Source organism: Aliivibrio wodanis, from assembly GCF_052920805.1.
Map to the genome: position 1 here is coordinate 2,765,690 of NZ_JBREXA010000002.1, position 17,542 is coordinate 2,783,231.

Annotated in this window: 24 protein-coding genes; 9 read left to right on the forward strand and 15 right to left on the reverse strand. The window is 39.0% G+C overall.

What is annotated here, in order from left to right:
• Positions 1-170 precede the first annotated feature (170 nt).
• The 11 genes from ACU5DF_RS20800 to ACU5DF_RS20850 all read right to left on the reverse strand — a co-directional run bounded on the left by ACU5DF_RS20800 (position 171) and on the right by ACU5DF_RS20850 (position 8,034).
• Positions 171-449, reverse strand: a complete 279-nt coding sequence (locus ACU5DF_RS20800; protein WP_045102930.1) for an HPr family phosphocarrier protein — start codon at positions 447-449, stop codon at positions 171-173.
• A 2-nt stretch (positions 450-451) separates the two neighbouring features.
• A complete protein-coding gene (gene rapZ / locus ACU5DF_RS20805; RefSeq protein ID WP_446714033.1) occupies positions 452-1,306 on the reverse strand; it encodes an RNase adapter RapZ in 855 nt (284 codons plus the stop codon).
• 20 nt (positions 1,307-1,326) lie between these two features.
• A complete protein-coding gene (gene ptsN, locus ACU5DF_RS20810; protein ID WP_045102928.1) occupies positions 1,327-1,770 on the reverse strand; it encodes a PTS IIA-like nitrogen regulatory protein PtsN in 444 nt (147 codons plus the stop codon).
• A gap of 1 nt (position 1,771) precedes the next feature.
• Positions 1,772-2,059 (reverse strand): ribosome hibernation promoting factor, encoded by a 288-nt coding sequence (gene hpf / locus ACU5DF_RS20815; protein ID WP_045102927.1) that lies wholly within the window; start codon positions 2,057-2,059, stop codon positions 1,772-1,774.
• Between the two features lie 19 nt (positions 2,060-2,078).
• Positions 2,079-3,548, reverse strand: coding sequence for an RNA polymerase factor sigma-54 (locus ACU5DF_RS20820; protein WP_446714034.1), 1,470 nt, complete (start codon positions 3,546-3,548; stop codon positions 2,079-2,081).
• 25 nt (positions 3,549-3,573) lie between these two features.
• Complete coding sequence (lptB, locus tag ACU5DF_RS20825; protein WP_045102925.1) at positions 3,574-4,299, reverse strand: LPS export ABC transporter ATP-binding protein; 726 nt, start codon at positions 4,297-4,299, stop codon at positions 3,574-3,576.
• Positions 4,300-4,301: 2 nt separating this feature from the next.
• The gene (lptA, locus tag ACU5DF_RS20830; protein WP_045102924.1) at positions 4,302-4,799 is read right to left on the reverse strand and encodes a lipopolysaccharide transport periplasmic protein LptA; all 498 of its coding nucleotides are present in this window, start codon (positions 4,797-4,799) and stop codon (positions 4,302-4,304) included.
• Positions 4,780-5,343, reverse strand: coding sequence for an LPS export ABC transporter periplasmic protein LptC (gene lptC / locus ACU5DF_RS20835; protein WP_045102923.1), 564 nt, complete (start codon positions 5,341-5,343; stop codon positions 4,780-4,782). The genes lptA and lptC overlap by 20 nt, the downstream gene beginning before the upstream one ends.
• Entirely contained in the window at positions 5,340-5,900 is a 561-nt protein-coding gene (gene kdsC, locus ACU5DF_RS20840; protein ID WP_045102922.1) for a 3-deoxy-manno-octulosonate-8-phosphatase KdsC, read from the reverse strand. The genes lptC and kdsC overlap by 4 nt, the downstream gene beginning before the upstream one ends.
• Positions 5,900-6,874: an arabinose-5-phosphate isomerase KdsD gene (gene kdsD, locus ACU5DF_RS20845; RefSeq protein WP_446714035.1), complete on the reverse strand. Its 975-nt coding sequence runs from the start codon at positions 6,872-6,874 to the stop codon at positions 5,900-5,902. Before kdsD ends, kdsC begins: the two co-directional genes overlap by 1 nt.
• Before the next feature lie 191 nt (positions 6,875-7,065).
• Positions 7,066-8,034 carry a calcium/sodium antiporter gene (locus tag ACU5DF_RS20850; RefSeq protein WP_446714036.1) on the reverse strand — a complete coding sequence of 323 codons (969 nt, stop codon included), beginning with the start codon at positions 8,032-8,034 and terminating at the stop codon, positions 7,066-7,068.
• Positions 8,035-8,218: 184 nt separating this feature from the next.
• Between ACU5DF_RS20850 and mlaF the strand changes: the two genes are divergently transcribed.
• The 9 genes from mlaF (at position 8,219) to idi (ending at position 14,286) form a co-directional block, all read left to right on the forward strand.
• Positions 8,219-9,040: a phospholipid ABC transporter ATP-binding protein MlaF gene (mlaF, locus tag ACU5DF_RS20855; RefSeq protein ID WP_446714037.1), complete on the forward strand. Its 822-nt coding sequence runs from the start codon at positions 8,219-8,221 to the stop codon at positions 9,038-9,040.
• A complete protein-coding gene (gene mlaE, locus ACU5DF_RS20860; RefSeq protein WP_446714038.1) occupies positions 9,033-9,827 on the forward strand; it encodes a lipid asymmetry maintenance ABC transporter permease subunit MlaE in 795 nt (264 codons plus the stop codon). Before mlaF ends, mlaE begins: the two co-directional genes overlap by 8 nt.
• Before the next feature lie 2 nt (positions 9,828-9,829).
• A complete protein-coding gene (mlaD, locus tag ACU5DF_RS20865) occupies positions 9,830-10,324 on the forward strand; it encodes an outer membrane lipid asymmetry maintenance protein MlaD (RefSeq protein ID WP_446714039.1) in 495 nt (164 codons plus the stop codon).
• Positions 10,324-10,965: a phospholipid-binding protein MlaC gene (gene mlaC / locus ACU5DF_RS20870; RefSeq protein WP_446714040.1), complete on the forward strand. Its 642-nt coding sequence runs from the start codon at positions 10,324-10,326 to the stop codon at positions 10,963-10,965. The genes mlaD and mlaC overlap by 1 nt, the downstream gene beginning before the upstream one ends.
• The gene (locus ACU5DF_RS20875; protein ID WP_045102915.1) at positions 10,965-11,285 is read left to right on the forward strand and encodes an STAS domain-containing protein; all 321 of its coding nucleotides are present in this window, start codon (positions 10,965-10,967) and stop codon (positions 11,283-11,285) included. The genes mlaC and ACU5DF_RS20875 overlap by 1 nt, the downstream gene beginning before the upstream one ends.
• The gene (ibaG, locus tag ACU5DF_RS20880; RefSeq protein ID WP_045102914.1) at positions 11,285-11,542 is read left to right on the forward strand and encodes a BolA family iron metabolism protein IbaG; all 258 of its coding nucleotides are present in this window, start codon (positions 11,285-11,287) and stop codon (positions 11,540-11,542) included. The genes ACU5DF_RS20875 and ibaG overlap by 1 nt, the downstream gene beginning before the upstream one ends.
• 11 nt (positions 11,543-11,553) lie before the next feature.
• Entirely contained in the window at positions 11,554-12,822 is a 1,269-nt protein-coding gene (gene murA, locus ACU5DF_RS20885; protein WP_446714041.1) for a UDP-N-acetylglucosamine 1-carboxyvinyltransferase, read from the forward strand.
• Between the two features lie 90 nt (positions 12,823-12,912).
• Entirely contained in the window at positions 12,913-13,638 is a 726-nt protein-coding gene (locus ACU5DF_RS20890; protein WP_446714042.1) for a 1-acylglycerol-3-phosphate O-acyltransferase, read from the forward strand.
• Positions 13,639-13,734: 96 nt separating this feature from the next.
• Positions 13,735-14,286, forward strand: coding sequence for an isopentenyl-diphosphate Delta-isomerase (gene idi, locus ACU5DF_RS20895; RefSeq protein WP_446714043.1), 552 nt, complete (start codon positions 13,735-13,737; stop codon positions 14,284-14,286).
• 43 nt (positions 14,287-14,329) lie between these two features.
• Here idi and ACU5DF_RS20900 read toward each other — a convergent pair whose 3' ends face one another.
• The 4 genes from ACU5DF_RS20900 to argF all read right to left on the reverse strand — a co-directional run bounded on the left by ACU5DF_RS20900 (position 14,330) and on the right by argF (position 17,523).
• Entirely contained in the window at positions 14,330-14,719 is a 390-nt protein-coding gene (locus ACU5DF_RS20900; RefSeq protein ID WP_045102910.1) for a RidA family protein, read from the reverse strand.
• 123 nt (positions 14,720-14,842) lie between these two features.
• Positions 14,843-15,307, reverse strand: a complete 465-nt coding sequence (gene pyrI, locus ACU5DF_RS20905; RefSeq protein WP_045103360.1) for an aspartate carbamoyltransferase regulatory subunit — start codon at positions 15,305-15,307, stop codon at positions 14,843-14,845.
• Between the two features lie 12 nt (positions 15,308-15,319).
• Complete coding sequence (pyrB, locus tag ACU5DF_RS20910) at positions 15,320-16,249, reverse strand: aspartate carbamoyltransferase (RefSeq protein WP_446714044.1); 930 nt, start codon at positions 16,247-16,249, stop codon at positions 15,320-15,322.
• Between the two features lie 269 nt (positions 16,250-16,518).
• Positions 16,519-17,523, reverse strand: coding sequence for an ornithine carbamoyltransferase (gene argF / locus ACU5DF_RS20915; RefSeq protein ID WP_122036594.1), 1,005 nt, complete (start codon positions 17,521-17,523; stop codon positions 16,519-16,521).
• Between the last annotated feature and the right edge of the window lie 19 nt (positions 17,524-17,542).

Here is a 17,542-nt window from a genome sequence, read left to right on the forward strand (position 1 = left end):
CCCCATAGATACCAAGGTTCTTAGTCCTTGGTATAAGCCGATGTCTTACTCAAACTATGAGTATAGACAATCTAGATTAGATAATGGGCTGAATAGTAACGCAATTTAGAGAGCACGATAAGTGAATTTTGTGAGGATTAGGTCAAACTATTGATGTAATAAATAATAACTCATTCATCTTCATCGAAACCAGCCTCAATTAGATCGCAAATAGCAGTAAGTGCTCGTTCTGCATCCGGACCATCAGCTGAAACATCTACATATTGACCTTGTGCTGAATCGAGCATAAGCAACCCCATAACGCCGTCAGCAGTGGCTTGTTTATTTTCATCATTGGTTAGAGTGATAATGGCATCAAAGCTTTGAGCCATTTCAACCAGTTTTATCGCAGCTCTTGCATGCAAACCTAAACGGTTTCTTATTAAGAGATGACGAGATGAAATAGGCATACTTAGTGCCTCTCTAATGTCTTGTGGCGAACCTGCACTTGCTGTCCTTGTTGTTTGAAGTACTCACCAAGTTGTTGGGTAATATAAACAGAACGATGTTGACCGCCAGTACAACCAATAGCAACAGTTAAGTAACTGCGATTATTCTTTTCTAAGGCAGGTAACCAAGTGGTGAGGAAATCTTGAATTTGAGTTTTTAATTGCACAACATCATCGTGCTTTTCTAGATAATCAGCCACTGGCTTATCTAAACCTGTCATTGGTCTTAAGCTTGGTTCCCAGTGTGGGTTAGGTAAAAAGCGGACATCAAACACATAATCGGCATCGGTTGGTAGGCCATGTTTAAAACCAAAAGACTCAAATACCATCACGAGTTCTTTTGACTCTCGACCAAGGATACGAGCACGTAAAGTTTCACTTAAATCATGAATGGATTTAGTTGTAGTATCTAAAACTAAATCTGCCTCTTCTTTAAAGTCACCTAAGATAGTTTTTTCTAAAGCAACAGCTTGCTCTAAGGAACACTGTTCTCCGATTAAAGAGAGAGGGTGTAAGCGACGAGTTTCACTGTATCGCTTAATCAATTCTTTGTCTTCGGCATCTAAGAAGATCACAGTAACATCATGATCTTTTTTTAACTCAGTTAAAGTATGGGTTAGTAATGATGGATCTTTAGGAAGGTTGCGAATATCGACACTTACGGCTACATTCTGAGTGCTTTGTTGAATGGATTCAACAAATTGAGTTAAGAGGTCAATCGGTAAATTATCGACACAATAGTACCCTAAATCTTCCAGTACACGTAAGGCAACAGATTTACCTGCTCCTGAGTTACCACTAATTACCATGAGTTTCATTAGAATGCCTTTAGCGTTTATTATGACGTGAAGAGTTGATAGAGGTCTTGGTCATTTTCCGCATGGCGAAGTTGACGCAATATTTGCTTATCGTTGAGCTTTTCAGCAACGGAAGAAAGTGTCTTTAGGTGCAACTTACATTGCTCATCAGGAACTAGTAAGGCAAAAAGAATATCGACAGGTCGGTTATCTATAGAATCGAATTCGATAGGTTCTTGGCATTGCAGTAAAACAGCAACAGCATTTTCAGAATCAAAGATCCGGCCATGAGGAATAGCAATGCCATTACCAATGCCGGTACTTCCCATTTTTTCTCTATTTAATAAGCTTTCAAAGAGTTCTTTAGGATTTTGGCCTATTTGAGGAGCCGCAATTTCACTGATAAGTTCTAATGCGCGTTTTTTGCTTGAGCATTGGACTGCACTTTTAGTGCAATCCAATGAAAGAATGGTGCTTAATTGCATGTTAATGACTACTTAGTTTTTCTTTATGTTTATTGAGTTGACGAACAAGTTTGTCCACCAAACCATCAATCGCGGCATACATATCTTCTGCGTCAGAATGGGCGTGTATATCACCTTGATTTACATGAAGTGTTGCTTCGGCTACATGGCGTACTTTTTCTAATTTCAAGACGACATGTACATTATTTATATGCTCAAAAAAGCGGTCTAATTTTTGGAATTTCGTATCTACATATTCACGAAGGCTATCTGTTAGTTCGACGTTTTGACCTGTAATGTTTATTTGCATAACACTTCCTTTCTGTTAATTAAAGTAAACGCTTACGCTGATTCGATGGGGCTATCCCCAGAGATTCACGATATTTAGCTATAGTGCGTCGTGCAACTTGAATCCCTTGCTCAGCTAATAAGGTTGCGATTTTACTGTCGCTTAGTGGTTTGGCTTGGTTTTCAGCCGCGACCAACTTTTTCACTAGTGCCCGGATTGCTGTTGATGAGCATTCACCACCGTTATCCGTACTAACATGACTAGAGAAGAAATATTTTAATTCAAAAATACCACGAGGGGTATGCATGAATTTTTGTGTAGTGACTCGAGATATAGTGGATTCATGCATTTCGACATCTAAAGCAATGTCATTAAGAACCATTGGCTTCATGGCTTCTTCACCATATTCGAAGAAATCTTGTTGATGTTCAACTATACAACGTGCAACTTTGAGCAGCGTCTCGTTTCTGCTCTCTAAACTCTTAATTAACCACTTTGCCTCTTGCAAATTGGTTCGAATGAATTGCCCGTCTGGACTGTTGCCCAACCCCTTACCTAAAGCTGCATATTCTGCATTTACTTTTAAACGAGGAACACTATCTGGATTGATAGTAACGACCCATTTCGCATTATGTTTAAAAACTGAGACATCAGGGATGACATATTCAGTATCTGTATCAATTACACGGTTTCCTGGTCGAGGATCAAGCTCGTGAATTAGGGTCATAACCTGTTTTAAATCGCTTTCTTTTAGCTTAGTCTCTTTTGCTAATTGTCGATAGTCACGATTGCCTAATAAATTGATATGCTCTGTTAAAATTAGCTTAGTTTCAGGTAGCCATGGAGTATCAGCAGGATAGGTAGCAAGCTGTAACATTAGGCACTCAGCAAGATCTCGAGAGGCAACGCCAAGTGGATCAAATTGTTGAATACGTTTTAAAACAGCTGCTACTTCATCCATTTCAACATCGTCATTTCCAACGCTTTCTAGCACTTCATCAAGGCTGATAGTTAAATAACCATAATCATCTAAGGATTCGATAATCGAGGTAGCGATGGTGCGGTCAATATCACTGAATGGAGTTAAGTCAGCTTGCCACATTAAATAATCTTGAAGGCTCTCTGTAGTTTCGCCTTGATACAATGGAGTATCATCATCAATGGCTAATCCAGTACTGCCACTGTTGGCGCTATATACGTCATCCCAGTTAGCATCCATTTCTAATTCTTCTGAGATGTTATTGCTTTCAATCACGTCACTGCTGTCTGTGACTGGAACTTCTTGTTCTGCAGTTGCCGTTTCTTTTTCTGGTTGAGGTTCAGGAGATATCAGTTCTTCAGGCGTGCTTAATGCTTCCTCTTCTACATCCAGAAGAGGATTGGAGTCTAGCGCTTCTTGAATCTCTTGCTGTAGGTCTAGGGTCGATAATTGCAATAATCGAATTGCTTGCTGCAACTGAGGCGTCATTGCAAGCTGTTGTCCCATTTTGAGCTGAAGAGAGGCTTTCATTATTTAGCAATACCTTTTAAATACATTACAACTTAAATTGATCACCAAGATAAACACGTTTAACGTGCTCATCATTTAATACGTGATCAGGGGAGCCATTGGCTATCATATGACCTTGGCTAACGATATAAGCGTGTTCGCATACATCCAGTGTTTCGCGTACATTGTGATCGGTAATTAAAACGCCAAGACCACGATCTCTTAGGTGCTGAATAATTTTCTTAATGTCGATAACTGAAATTGGGTCGACACCTGCAAAAGGTTCATCAAGCAGAATAAACTTAGGATTAGCAGCTAACGCTCGAGCTATTTCAACTCGACGACGTTCACCACCAGAAAGTGCCATACCATTACTGTTGCGAATATGCTGAATGTTAAATTCATCTAGTAACTCTTCAAGTTTATCTAAGCGCTCCGCTTTTGATAAATCTTTACGGGTTTGCAGCACGGCCATGATGTTATCAAACACAGAGAGCTTTCTAAAAATAGAGGCTTCTTGTGGTAAGTAACCTATCCCCATTTTCGAACGGTTATGCATTGGTTGTAGTGAAATATCAACACCATCAATAGTAATAGAGCCTTCATCACGAGAGACCAAACCAACAATCATATAAAAAGAGGTAGTTTTGCCTGCTCCATTAGGGCCAAGTAAACCGACTATTTTTCCAGACTCAACCGTCAGACTAACATCAGAGACCACTTTACGGCTACCGTATGTTTTTGCAAGGTTTTTTGCTTCTAATATGGCCATAATTACTTATTATTCAATTGACTAGGCTGAAGGATGGTTGTAACGCGTTCGTTCTTATCACCGTCAGCAATCAGTCTTTGGGTTTGCATATTATAAGTAATGACATTGCCTTTAATAACACTGTCATCTTGAGTAAGTTGTGCATTACCTTCCATTTTTAGAAATTCTTTTTCTAACTCATAATGCAACTTATTGGATTCCCCTTTTAACGTTTTACCATCATCAGTTAGTTGGCTAAAACGAGCAGGCTTCCCATAGGCTTCAAGTGTTTCTCTTCCTTCTTTTCCTTGAGGGCGAGTAACAACTAACTTATCTGCAAAAATCTCAATGCTGCCTTGCTTTAAGGTTACTTTACCAAGGAAAGTAACTTGGTTACTCTGCATATCAAAGCTTTGTGAATTTGAGTTAATATGGATAGGTTGTTCTGTATCGGTGCTTAGTGCCCAACTTGGAGTACTTAGTAGTAAGCCTGCAAGTAGACTAATGTGTGAAAGCTTCATAGATACCTTGTACGTTTTCTAATAAAGTGGCTTGTTGATGAGCAAAGTTTCCTTTGATCCCCACGCCTGTTGTTTCAAACGTGGAGCCAACAAGGCTAACGACATCTTCTGTCATAAAATCTTTTGTCGTCAGTTTTATGTTTATGCTATCGGTTTTCATGGTGTTAAAAGCGGCTTCAGGTAACAGGTTTTTAATCGTGACATTTCCTGTTAAATAGAGCTCATGCTTATTATTTAATACACCAAAATCAGATCTTATTTCCCACTCTTTCGTTTCTCCATGTTCAAAAACAAAAAGATGAGGTGCTGTAAAGCTTGTTTCACCTGTTTTAGCAAAACGGGCGAGAGCCTTAGCGTTAATTTGGTAATTACGAACACCACTTTCATTATAATTATTATTACTAATATCTTGGCCTGTAAATACGGGTACTTTTTGATCTGGACTTACTTGAACGTCACTTTTGACAGATTCATAATATAAGTAATAAGCAGACCAGCTAGATATCAATAATAATATGGTTATGAAGAGGTGTTTCAAGGTCATATGCTTAAGCCTTTATGTTGCTCTAGCTCTCCCTTCGCTTCTAAAATAAGATCGCTGACTTCTCGAACGGCACCGTGGCCGCCTTTAATCTTGGTTACATAATTTGCTCGTTGTATAAGTAATGGGTGTCCATCAGCTACACAGACTTTTAAGGCTACTTTTTCCATTACAGGCCAATCAATTAAATCATCACCAATATAGCCTGTGTGCTCTGGTGCTATATTGAGTTTAGTTAAAATATCTTGATATGCTTGTAGTTTATTATCTTGGCCTTGGTAGATTAGCTTGATCCCAAGAGCTGTCATTCGGTTCTCTACAATTTTAGAGTTACGACCAGTAATAATCGCTATTTCTACACCTGCAGACATAAGTGATTTAACACCATAGCCATCACGGGTATGGAAAGTCTTTAGTTCTTCGCCATCATTGCCCATATAGACTAGACCGTCAGAAAAAACACCATCAACATCACAAATTAATAGCTTAATATTTTTAGCAAGAGTAAATACAGATTCTTCTACATTTCCGTAAAGCGTTGGGATTAATTTAGTTGTCATTACATTACTCCAGCTTTTAATAAGTCATGCATATTGAGTGCGCCAACTAAGCGATTATTTTCATCGCAGAGTAATAAGCCATTAATTTTTTTATCTTGCATTAAATTCAAGCCTTCAACCGCCAGTAAATTTGGATTGGCAACCGCTGGGGAGTGAGTCATTACTTCACCAATAGTTTGGGTGTGAATGTCAATGCGATTATCGAGAAGACGACGTAAATCACCATCAGTAAAGATACCAATGACTTTTTGTTCACTATCAACAATAGCTGTCATACCAAGCCCTTTTTCAGAGACTTCAAGCAATGCAGTTTTAATTAATGCATCTTCGGTTACCATTGGTAACTCATCATCTTTATGCATGATATCAGACAATAATAGCAGTAATTTACGGCCTAATGCGCCACCTGGGTGAGACAAAGCAAAGTCGTCAGCAGTGAATCCTTTAGCTTGCAGAAGTGCAACAGCAAAGGCATCCCCCATCGCTAGGGTTGCCGTGGTGCTTGATGTAGGTGCTAACCCTAGCGGGCAGGCTTCTTGAGGTACTGTAATTTGTAAATTTACATCAGCAACTTTTGCCATGCTTGAATCAGGTTTACCTGTCATGGTAATCAAAGTAATACCAAGGCGCTTAATTACTGGTAATAAAGCAAGAATTTCACCAGCTTCACCAGAGTTTGAGATCGCAATGACTACATCGCCTTTTTCAATCATGCCTAGGTCACCATGGCTTGCTTCTCCTGGGTGAACAAAGAATGAAGGTGTGCCGGTACTTGCTAATGTTGCTGCAATTTTATTACCAATATGGCCCGATTTTCCCATACCCATAACAACAACTTTACGTTTGCACTCCAACATTAATTGGCACGCTTTGGTAAAATCGTCATTGATGTAATTATTTAATTGGGTAAGTGCATCTATTTCAATTTGAAGAACATTTTTACCTGCTTTACAGAAATCAAACTGAGTTGCCATCGGGTTACCACCTTATTTGGGTTAGAGCAGAAGTATGATACAAGTGAGTAGCGTATACAATTATTATGCCATATGCCAGAGGTAGTGCAAGGAAGTGCTGTTTCTTATTGGAGGAAGGTTATGATAGATAAGCAGCAAATTTATCCAAGTCAGATAAACTTACTGCTTATATTTAGTAGAATTAGTAGAGATTACATTGTATAGAAAAGGTAACCTTGGTAGACAAGGAAGATAACAACAAGAATGCTACCTTCTATACGGTTAATGCTGCGACTTTTCCCTAGCGCCATTAAGAGCAATAAAACCGAGACACCTAGCATTACATAGAAATCACGACCCATAATAAATTCACTGATGATTGATGGGTGAATCAATGCAGGTATACCCATTACGGCTAAAATGTTAAATACATTAGAACCAATGATATTACCAACGGCCATATCATCTTCACCTTTTAGAACACCAGCAACAGAGGCGGCTAACTCAGGTAAACTTGTTCCTAGGGCAATAATAGTTAAGCCGATAACTAAGTCGCTCATACCAAAATGTTTGGCAATAACAACGGCATTATCGATCAGCATATTTGCACCAAGAGGTAATAAAATAAGACCAATAACAACCCAAAATAGTGCTTTATTGTTTGCTACACCTTCAGGGATCTCTGATTCTTGTTCTTCAAGTAATGTATCCCCGTTTTTTTGCTCATTTTTACTTATGTACAGCATAGCTAAGATGAAAGCGATGAATAGAGCAGCTAATAATACCCCCTCATAAAAACCAAGATAATTATCATACATAATGCCACCGGCTAAGATGGTCACAATTAACATCAGTGGTAATTCGCGGCGAATAATCCCCGAGCTAATAGCTAACGGTTTAATTAACGCGGTAATCCCTAAAATTAACGCAATGTTAGCAATGTTTGAGCCAATAACATTACCGACTGCAGTATCTGTTTTTCCATCTAGTGCGGCAGCAGCAGACACCATCATTTCAGGTGCAGATGAGCCCATAGCTAAGATCGTCATACCAATGACAAGTGGAGAGATACCATAGTTTTTCGCTAATGCGGCAGAACCAAATACCAGTTTATCGGCGCCCCAAACGAGTAGAGAGAGTCCGACGATAAGAAGTAGAGTTGGCATGAGCAGCTCTGTCATTATGTTAATTTCCTTTTGTAAAAAATGTTTTTATGGTTAGGGGGCAATTTTGACGCTTCTCTGACAAAAAGGAAAGGAAAAAGGAAATCTTTGAAGCGGGTTAATGATAGATTGTTAAAAAGAATAAGTTAGATGGAATAAGTTCACGTATACTTACAGCAACATAGAGAGGAAGTGGTGTTTAATGAATAACGGTGAAATAACAGCCAGCCCCGAGTTAATAAAGGTAGAAAACTTAACCTTCAAACGTGGTGATAGACTGATTTTTGATAACATTAATATGTCGATCCCAAAAGGTAAAATTACCGCTATTATGGGGCCATCAGGCATAGGTAAAACTACCTTACTACGATTGATGGGAGGGCAAATCTCCCCTGAATCTGGAGATATTCATTTTGAAAAGTGGAACATTCCAACATTAGGTCGAAAAGCGTTGTATTTAGCTAGAAAGAAGATGGGAATGCTTTTTCAATCTGGTGCGCTTTTTACCGACATGAATGTATTTGATAATGTCGCTTTTCCACTGAGAGAGCATACCGAATTATCAGAAAGTTTTATTAAAACCTTGGTCTTATTAAAGCTTGAGGCCGTTGGTTTACGTGGTGCTTCAAAACTAATGCCGAGTGAATTGTCTGGCGGTATGGCTCGCCGAGCAGCTTTAGCTAGAGCGATAGCTTTAGACCCGGATTTAATCATGTACGATGAGCCATTTGTTGGGCAGGATCCTATCACTATGGGGGTCTTGGTTGATTTAATCCGCAACCTGAATGATGCATTAGGACTAACTTCTGTCGTGGTATCTCATGATGTTCCAGAGGTTATGAGTATTGCTGATCATGTTTATTTATTAGCGAATGGAAAAGTCATTGCTCAAGGTTCACCAAAAGAGCTTGAGGCTAATCCAGACCCACAGGTACGTCAATTTTTAGATGGTCGCTCTGATGGACCAGTCCCTTTTCGTTTTCCTGCAAAACCTCTGAAGGAGGAATTATTCCCTCATGAGTAACTTTTCACTTATCTCATCTATTGAGCAACTTGGTAAGCGCTCACTATCAGTGTGTGAAGTGCTTGGTCGTGCGACGTTTATGCTTTTTGGGGCTCTTATTGCAAAGCCGCAACCCGTGAAGATGTTCCCATTATTGTTAACTCAACTTTATTCTGTCGGTGTTCGTTCCCTTCTAATCATAGTCGTTTCAGGACTATTTATCGGTATGGTGATCAGCTTACAAGGGTATATTATCTTGGTTGATTATGGTGCAGAGACCAGCTTAGGTCAGTTGGTGTCTTTATCCTTATTAAGGGAGCTTGGCCCTGTAGTGACTGCATTACTATTTGCTGGTCGTGCGGGTTCAGCGTTGACTGCTGAGATTGGCTTAATGAAAACCACAGAGCAAATTTCTAGCATGGAAATGATGGCTATTGATCCACTGCGCCGTATTATCGCACCACGCTTATGGGCTGGTATTATCTCAATGCCACTTTTAGCTATGATTTTTATGGCGATAGGTATTTGGGGTGGACAAATAGTTGGTGTTGAATGGAAAGGCATAGATTATGGTAGCTTTTGGTCATTAATGCAGTCATCGGTTGATGTGCGTTATGACATCGTAAACAGTCTTATTAAATGTGTTGTGTTTGCATTTATCGTCACCTGGATTGCGTTGTTTAATGGTTATGACGCAACGCCAACCTCAGAAGGTATTTCATTAGCAACAACACGAACGGTAGTGCATTCGTCACTAGCGGTATTAGGTATTGATTTTGTGCTGACAGCACTGATGTTTGGGAATTAATTATGCGACAGACTCGTAAAGTAGAATTTTTCGTTGGCCTTTTTGTTTTATCAGGAATGGCTGCATTGTTAATGCTATTGCTTAAAGTTGCCGATGTTCGTAGTGGAGGCAGTGGTGAGAACTACATCTTAAAAGCACAGTTTGATAATATAGGTAGTTTAAAATCACGCTCACCAATTAAAATTGGTGGTGTAGTTGTGGGTCGAGTTGAGGCGATTACATTAGATACAGAAAGTTATTTACCTGTTGTTAGTATGTCTATTGATAAACAGTTTGGCACCTTCCCTGAAACGTCAGCAGCACAGATACTGACATCAGGGCTTATTGGCGAGCAATATATAGGGATCGTTCCAGGATTTATTGATGAAGATATCGATATGTTAGGTGATGGCGATTATATTGAAGACACAAAGTCTGCTTTGGTCTTAGAGGATATGATTGGTCAAGTACTGTATAGCATTGGTGGTGATTCATCAGATAAAAGTGAGGATAAATAATGAAGCAGTGGTTAAGTGCCGTTATAGCTGTGCTGTGTTTATTTACAGCAAAAATACATGCTCAAGAGGTGGATAAAACTAAGCCCTATGAAATGATGGCTCAGGTATCCCAGGAAACATTTTCACGCTTAAAAGCAGAGCAAACAGCTATTCAAGCGGATCCGAATAGATTAAAAGTCATCGTGAAAGAAGAGTTAATGCCATATGTAAATATAAAATACTCGGCATATAAATTACTGGGTTCTCATTTAAAGAAAACGACTTCGGAGGAGAGAGCTGAGTTTGTTAAGGCTTTTGATGCTTACTTAATCTCATCTTATGCACAAGTATTAACTCTGTATACCAATCAAGAAATTGTATTAGAAAAAGCAAAGAAAATCCCTGAAGGAAGAAGCATTATTAGCGTACGAGTTGATATTCTAGATTCTGCTCGCCCAACAGTAAAAGTAGATTTTAAATTACGTAAAAATAAGAAAACAGGCGAATGGCAAGCTTTTGATATGGTTGCTGAGGGTGTCAGCCTACTATCGACTAAACAGTCTGAATGGAATGGTAAAATTCGTAAAGAAGGGATTAGTTCGGTGAGTAAAGAATTGACGACTTTAGCGAAGCAAGCAATTCGTTTGGAAGGAAGTAAATAATGCCAGTAATGGATTTATGTGAAGCTAAAGCGGATGAAATTCAATTTAATGGCGCTCTTGATCGTGAGACTGTGCCGAATATTTGGAATAAATTGACAAAATGGAAACCGAATACTACTCAAGTAAAGGTAGACTTAGCTCACGTTAATCGTATTGACTCTGCTGGGTTAGTATTACTTTTACACCTAATAGAGCATGCAAAAAGTAAAAACTGTCATATAATGCTTACTTTCGTCCCAAATCAGCTTATTACTTTAATAGAATTAAGTAATGTGGAGTCATTGTTTGCTGATCACTTAAATAACGCAAAGGTAGAGTAATGGATAGCGCCGAAATTAAAGAATTACTAGATGCAGCCCTTCAATTAGAAGAGATTCATGTTAAAGGTGAAGGAAGTCACTTTGAAGTAGTTGCAGTCGACGCATCGTTCGAAGGAATGAGTCGAGTAAAGAAGCAACAAACCATCTATGGACCACTGATGGAACATATCTCAACTAATACAATTCATGCTCTATCAATAAAAGCGTTTACCCCTGAAGAGTGGGCGCGTGATAAAAAATTAAATAGCTTATTCTAAGAGGTCCTTTGATGTATAAGTTCCGAATTCAAGGAAGTGAAAAACCACTTTCTGGAGAGGTTACGGTTTCTGGTGCAAAAAATGCTGCACTACCAATTTTATTTGCTGCACTACTTGCTGAAGAACCAGTAGAAGTTGCAAATGTTCCAAAACTTCGCGATGTAGATACAACCATGGAGTTGCTACAACGTTTAGGTGCTAAAGTTTCTCGTAATGGCTCAGTGCATATCGATGCGAGTAGCGTAAATGATTTTTGTGCACCTTATGATTTAGTTAAAACGATGCGCGCCTCTATTTGGGCATTAGGTCCATTAGTTGCACGATTTGGTAAAGGGCAAGTATCCTTACCTGGTGGTTGTGCTATTGGTGCTCGTCCTGTTGATCTTCATATCAACGGCCTTGAGCAACTTGGTGCAACAATTAAGCTTGAAGATGGTTACGTTAAAGCGGAAGTTGATGGTCGTCTTAAAGGCGCTCATATCGTTATGGATAAAGTGAGTGTTGGTGCAACAATCACTGTTATGTGTGCAGCAACGTTAGCTGAAGGTACAACGGTATTAGAAAACGCAGCGCGTGAACCTGAAATTGTCGATACTGCTCATTTCCTAAATGCGATTGGTGCGAAAGTATCAGGCATGGGTAGTGATACGATTACTATCGAAGGCGTAGAACGTCTTGGTGGTGGTTATCATGAAGTGGTTGCTGACCGTATTGAAACAGGTACATTCCTTGTTGCAGCAGCGGTATCTGGTGGTAAAGTTGTTTGTAAGAACACTAAAGCGCATCTTTTGGAATCTGTATTAGCAAAGCTTGAAGAAGCAGGTGCTAAAATTGAAACCGGTGAAGACTGGATTAGCTTAGATATGACGGGACGTGAGCTTAAAGCGGTAAATATCCGTACAGCACCACACCCAGCATTCCCAACCGATATGCAAGCGCAATTTACGTTATTAAACATGATTGCAAAAGGCCCAGGTATTATTACTGAGACGATTTTTGAAAACCGTTTCATGCATATTCCTGAACTGCAACGCATGGGCGCTCACGCTGAAATTGAAGGTAATACTGCTATTTGTGGTGACACTGATGGTTTAAGTGGTGCTCAAGTGATGGCAACTGATTTACGTGCCTCTGCAAGCCTTGTTATCGCCGGTTGTATAGCAAAAGGTGAAACAATTGTTGATCGTATTTATCATATCGACCGTGGTTATGATAAGATCGAAGATAAGTTAACCGCATTAGGTGCGAACATCGAAAGAGTTCGTAGCAACGAGATTTAATCACTACGATTAATTTTCTAAAAATCACTAAGCGGAAACCGGGTATATAATGACCCGGTTTTTTATTGTTTGTATGTAGGAGAAACACTTATGATCGCATTGTTGCGCCTGATTGCATTGGCTATCTTTGCTGTCTTTACGTTTGTATTTGGTTGTGGCTATTGTTTATTAAGTCCACGTAATCCAAAACACGTTTATACTTTTGGCCGTTTATTTTCTCGTATGTCACGAGTATTTGGTATTAAACTTGAGTTAAGAGTTCCAGAAAGTGTTAAGGATGCTGGCCCAAGTTTATACATTGCAAACCACCAAAATAATTGGGATCTATTTACTGTTTCTGGTGCGATTCAACCAAAAACGGTAACCGTAGGCAAAAAGAGCTTAGTTTGGATGCCACTGTTTGGGCAATTGTATTGGATCACAGGTAATATCTTGATTGATCGTAATAATCGCAGTAAAGCGGTAGGTACGATTGCACAGGTTGCTGACAACATTAAAAAGCGTAATGTTTCTGTTTGGATGTTTCCAGAAGGTACTCGCTCTCGTGGTCGCGGTTTATTGCCATTTAAAACTGGCGCTTTTCATGCAGCCCTTGCTGCTGAAGTTCCAGTTACGCCAATTGTGTGTAGTAGTACAGAGGCCGTGAAATTAAATCGTTGGAATAACGGAGTTGTGATTGTTGAAATTTTACCTCCGGTTAATACCGATGGTTATGATAAAAGCAATGTTCGTGAGTTTGCGAATGAATGTCGTGAGCAAATGAAAGTTAAGCTAGAAGAGTTAAATAAAGAAGTTGCAGAGCGCAACCAAGCTTAATTTTTCACGATAATTTATATTAACTGAATAAATATTTAAAGGGTGTATAGCTTGCTGTATACCCTTTTATTTTTATGATTCAAATATGTGAGTGTCATGAAAGAACAAGTTGTCCTTGTAAATCAACAAGGTGAAACCATTGGAACAATGGAAAAATTAGAGGCCCATGAAAAAGGGTTATTGCACTTAGCTTTTTCCGTTTTACTGTATCGTGAAACAGAAAATGAGTATGAATTTCTACTACAGAAGCGTGCTGAATGTAAATATCATAGTAAAGGAAAGTGGAGTAATACCTGTTGTTCTCATCCAAGAGTCAATGAGTCGGTTGAATTAGCAGGTGAGCGCCGATTAGCAGAAGAGATAGGAATTGTTGGTGTTGCAGCAGATAGTTTTGAAAACCTAGGTTGGTTTATTTATCAGGCAGAGCTAGAAAATGGTTTGAGTGAGCATGAACAAGACTACATATTACTTGCTAATACTCCTAATGTTGAATTTACGATGAACCCTGACGAAGTTAGTGACATAAAGTGGTGGACTGAGAGTCGCATTCAGCAAGAATTAGTAAATAACCCCGCTATATTTTCGGTTTGGTTTGATACTGTTTTTTCTAAAGCAATAAGATACTTAGCAACATTGGATAAAAAATAAGGCAGAGATCAGTAATACTAATATCTGCCTTGTGCCGTAATTATTATTTACGAACTGCAATTGCTTCGATTTCAATGCCAACATCTTTTGGAAGACGAGCAACTTCAACACAAGAACGTGCAGGGTAGTTTGCTACATTGTGCTCATCAAAGAAGTTGCCGTACACTTCATTGACGGTACCAAAGTCATTTAAGTCTTTTACGAAAACCGTTAATTTAACGATATCAGCAACCGTTAGACCAGAAGATTCAACGACGGCTTTCACGTTTTCTAGTGATTGACGAGCTTGCTCTGCAATATCATCAGACACTTCACCAGTTGCTGGGTTTACAGGGATCTGGCCTGAAGTTAGTACCATATTACCAAGGTCAACACCTTGAATATATGGACCAATTGCTGCTGGTGCGTTATCTGTATGAAGAACTTTAGTCATTATCATGATTCCTATGATTAATAGAGAGAGCAAGTAGCTCTGCTGTGAGGTCAATATAAAACAAATCGTAATAAGAAAACAGCCCCGATAATATCGAGGCTGAGAAGAATCATATAATTAATATTAATTTAAGTCAGTGACCACTTCACGTGAATAAACCTTTTCACAATACTTACACTTTAAGTGTATGTCTTCGTTTTTTGTAATGACCTTAAAGCTACTATCAACCGGTTCACCATGAGTAATACAGTTGCTGTTTGGACATTCAAATACACCAGTAATTTGTGTTGGTAACTGAAGAGGAATTTTCTTTGCTACTTCATAGTTTTCAATTTGATTTACCGTTGCGTGTGGAGCATAAAGCGCCAATTTACTTGCTTGCTCTGGTGTAACAAAGGTATTTTCTATTTTTAATAGATCTTTAGACCCAATCGCAGAAGAAGGTAGATTTAAACCAATAGTTACGCGTTCTGTCGTTTTATCCATTTGAAATAGTTTTAAGACTTTAACACCAATGTTCGCAGGGATATGGTCGATGACTGTACCGTTGTTGATTGCTTCAACACGTAATTGAGTTTTGTTAGGCATCATTTTTTCTCCCTAAAGTGTTTCGTTAAGAACTAAAGCTAATAGAGCTTGGCGAGCATAGACACCATTCTCGGCTTGTTGGAAGTAGTAAGCGTGTGGTGTTTTATCAACATCGGTATCTATTTCATCTACGCGAGGCAGCGGGTGAAGGACTTTTAAGTTATCACGAGCAGGTGCTAATGTTTCAGCTGAAAGAATATAGGCTGACTTAATATGCGCGTATTCAGATTCATCAAAACGCTCTTTCTGAACACGAGTCATGTACAGAATATCTAACTCAGGAATGGCTTCATCCATTTCATTTAGTAATTGATACTCAATGCCTAATTCATCTAATTCTTCACAAATGTAATCAGGCATAGCCAATACTTCTGGAGCTATAAAAAAGAACTTAATGCCGTTAAATTTAGCTAATGCTTGAGTTAAAGAGTGAACGGTACGACCGTATTTCAAATCACCAACAAAAGCGATGTTTAGATTATCTAAGCGCCCTTGAGTTTCGTAGATGGTGTATAAATCCAATAGCGTTTGAGTTGGATGCTGATTCGCCCCATCGCCAGCATTGATGACTGGTGTGCCATTAGAGAACTCTGAGGCTAGACGTGCAGCGCCTTCTTTTGGATGACGCATAACATATGCATCAACATAAGAGGTAATCACTTGAACAGAGTCTGCCAGTGTTTCGCCTTTTTGAGCAAGAGAAGTATTACCTGCAGAATCAAATCCAATAACAGAGCCACCTAAGCGTTGAATTGCGGTTTCAAAAGATAAGCGGGTACGAGTTGAGGCTTCAAAAAAACAGCTCGCAATGACTTTATTTTTTAATAAGTCAGGCTGAGGTTCTTTTTTAATATTACCAGCTGTTTCTACAATCAGTTCTAACTCTTGACGAGAAAGCTCTGGAATAGAAATGATGTGCTTTTGATATAGCGAGTTAGCCATAGTCTCTCTTCCCTTTTATTTATCATATTGAAATCAAAAAAAAGCCCCCTATAAAATAGGAGGCTTTAAAAATATCGGTAATTAGGAAACTCAAAAAATAGGGGACCGCCGCACGTTGGGAGTGCAGATTCTCGGTCGACCGCTGTATGAAGATAAGTTAATAACATCATAATTTCCTAGTAAATTGCGCGAAATTATACTCGTATCAAAATCCTAAGCAAGCGTTTGCATCAAATTTTCTTTTGATTACTCTTTTAAAACAAGAGAGATTAACTTCCTAGTGTTGCAACCATTATTGCTTTAATTGTATGCATACGATTTTCTGCTTCATCAAATACGATAGAGTAGTCAGATTCAAAAACTTCGTCAGTAACTTCTAAACCATTCATGCCATACTTTTCTGAGATTTCTTTTCCAATGGCTGTTTCATTATTATGAAAGGCAGGTAAACAATGCATGAATTTCACGTTTGGATTTTCGGTCGCTTTAATCACATCCATATTTACTTGATAAGGCGTCATTAATGCGACACGCTCATCCCATGCTTCTGGTGCTTCACCCATAGAAACCCAAACATCAGTGTATAAAAAGTCACAGCCTTTTACTCCTGTTTGAACCTCTTCAGTTAGGATGATTTTGGCGCCAGTTTGGGCCGCTATTTCTTGGCATTGAGCGACTAACGTTTCTTCTGGCCAAAATTGTTTTGGTGCAATAAGACGGATCTCCATCCCCATTTTTGCTGCGCCAACCATCAGCGAGTTGCCCATGTTATTGCGAGCATCACCAAGATAAGCAAAAGTAATTTGATTTAGCTGCTTACCATTTGCATATTCTTGCATCGTAAGGAAATCTGCCAGAATTTGAGTTGGGTGAAATTCGTCAGTTAACCCATTCCAAACAGGAACACCAGCATACTTACCGAGTTCTTCAACAATAGATTGACCAAAACCACGATACTCAATGCCATCGTACATACGACCAAGTACGCGAGCGGTGTCTTTCATCGATTCTTTTTGACCAATTTGAGAGCCTGATGGACCAAGATAAGTAACTTTAGCGCCTTGGTCAAAAGCAGCAACTTCAAAGGCACAGCGTGTACGAGTAGAGGCTTTTTCAAAAATAAGTGCAATATTTTTACCTGATAGGCGAGGTTGTTCATACCCTGCGTATTTTGCTTTTTTTAAATCAGCAGAAAGTTCAAGTAAGTGTGCGATCTCTTTTGGAGTAAAATCCAAGAGTTTTAAAAAGTTTCTATTACGTATATTAAAAGCCATAGTGTGCTCCTAGCTGTGC

Coding starts and splice junctions, on each gene's coding strand:
- lptB (WP_045102925.1), bottom strand. CDS start 4,299: ATGGCCATATTAGAAGCAAAAAACCTTGCAAAAACATACGGTAGCCGT.
- ptsN (WP_045102928.1), bottom strand. CDS start 1,770: ATGCAATTAAGCACCATTCTTTCATTGGATTGCACTAAAAGTGCAGTC.
- lptC (WP_045102923.1), bottom strand. CDS start 5,343: ATGACCTTGAAACACCTCTTCATAACCATATTATTATTGATATCTAGC.
- mlaF (WP_446714037.1), top strand. CDS start 8,219: ATGAATAACGGTGAAATAACAGCCAGCCCCGAGTTAATAAAGGTAGAA.
- hpf (WP_045102927.1), bottom strand. CDS start 2,059: ATGCAAATAAACATTACAGGTCAAAACGTCGAACTAACAGATAGCCTT.
- kdsD (WP_446714035.1), bottom strand. CDS start 6,874: ATGGCAACTCAGTTTGATTTCTGTAAAGCAGGTAAAAATGTTCTTCAA.
- murA (WP_446714041.1), top strand. CDS start 11,554: ATGTATAAGTTCCGAATTCAAGGAAGTGAAAAACCACTTTCTGGAGAG.
- mlaE (WP_446714038.1), top strand. CDS start 9,033: ATGAGTAACTTTTCACTTATCTCATCTATTGAGCAACTTGGTAAGCGC.
- pyrI (WP_045103360.1), bottom strand. CDS start 15,307: ATGCCTAACAAAACTCAATTACGTGTTGAAGCAATCAACAACGGTACA.
- ACU5DF_RS20900 (WP_045102910.1), bottom strand. CDS start 14,719: ATGACTAAAGTTCTTCATACAGATAACGCACCAGCAGCAATTGGTCCA.
- idi (WP_446714043.1), top strand. CDS start 13,735: ATGAAAGAACAAGTTGTCCTTGTAAATCAACAAGGTGAAACCATTGGA.
- rapZ (WP_446714033.1), bottom strand. CDS start 1,306: ATGAAACTCATGGTAATTAGTGGTAACTCAGGAGCAGGTAAATCTGTT.
- ACU5DF_RS20850 (WP_446714036.1), bottom strand. CDS start 8,034: ATGACAGAGCTGCTCATGCCAACTCTACTTCTTATCGTCGGACTCTCT.
- mlaC (WP_446714040.1), top strand. CDS start 10,324: ATGAAGCAGTGGTTAAGTGCCGTTATAGCTGTGCTGTGTTTATTTACA.
- ACU5DF_RS20800 (WP_045102930.1), bottom strand. CDS start 449: ATGCCTATTTCATCTCGTCATCTCTTAATAAGAAACCGTTTAGGTTTG.
- ibaG (WP_045102914.1), top strand. CDS start 11,285: ATGGATAGCGCCGAAATTAAAGAATTACTAGATGCAGCCCTTCAATTA.
- kdsC (WP_045102922.1), bottom strand. CDS start 5,900: ATGACAACTAAATTAATCCCAACGCTTTACGGAAATGTAGAAGAATCT.
- ACU5DF_RS20890 (WP_446714042.1), top strand. CDS start 12,913: ATGATCGCATTGTTGCGCCTGATTGCATTGGCTATCTTTGCTGTCTTT.
- lptA (WP_045102924.1), bottom strand. CDS start 4,799: ATGAAGCTTTCACACATTAGTCTACTTGCAGGCTTACTACTAAGTACT.
- argF (WP_122036594.1), bottom strand. CDS start 17,523: ATGGCTTTTAATATACGTAATAGAAACTTTTTAAAACTCTTGGATTTT.
- ACU5DF_RS20820 (WP_446714034.1), bottom strand. CDS start 3,548: ATGAAAGCCTCTCTTCAGCTCAAAATGGGACAACAGCTTGCAATGACG.
- ACU5DF_RS20875 (WP_045102915.1), top strand. CDS start 10,965: ATGCCAGTAATGGATTTATGTGAAGCTAAAGCGGATGAAATTCAATTT.
- pyrB (WP_446714044.1), bottom strand. CDS start 16,249: ATGGCTAACTCGCTATATCAAAAGCACATCATTTCTATTCCAGAGCTT.
- mlaD (WP_446714039.1), top strand. CDS start 9,830: ATGCGACAGACTCGTAAAGTAGAATTTTTCGTTGGCCTTTTTGTTTTA.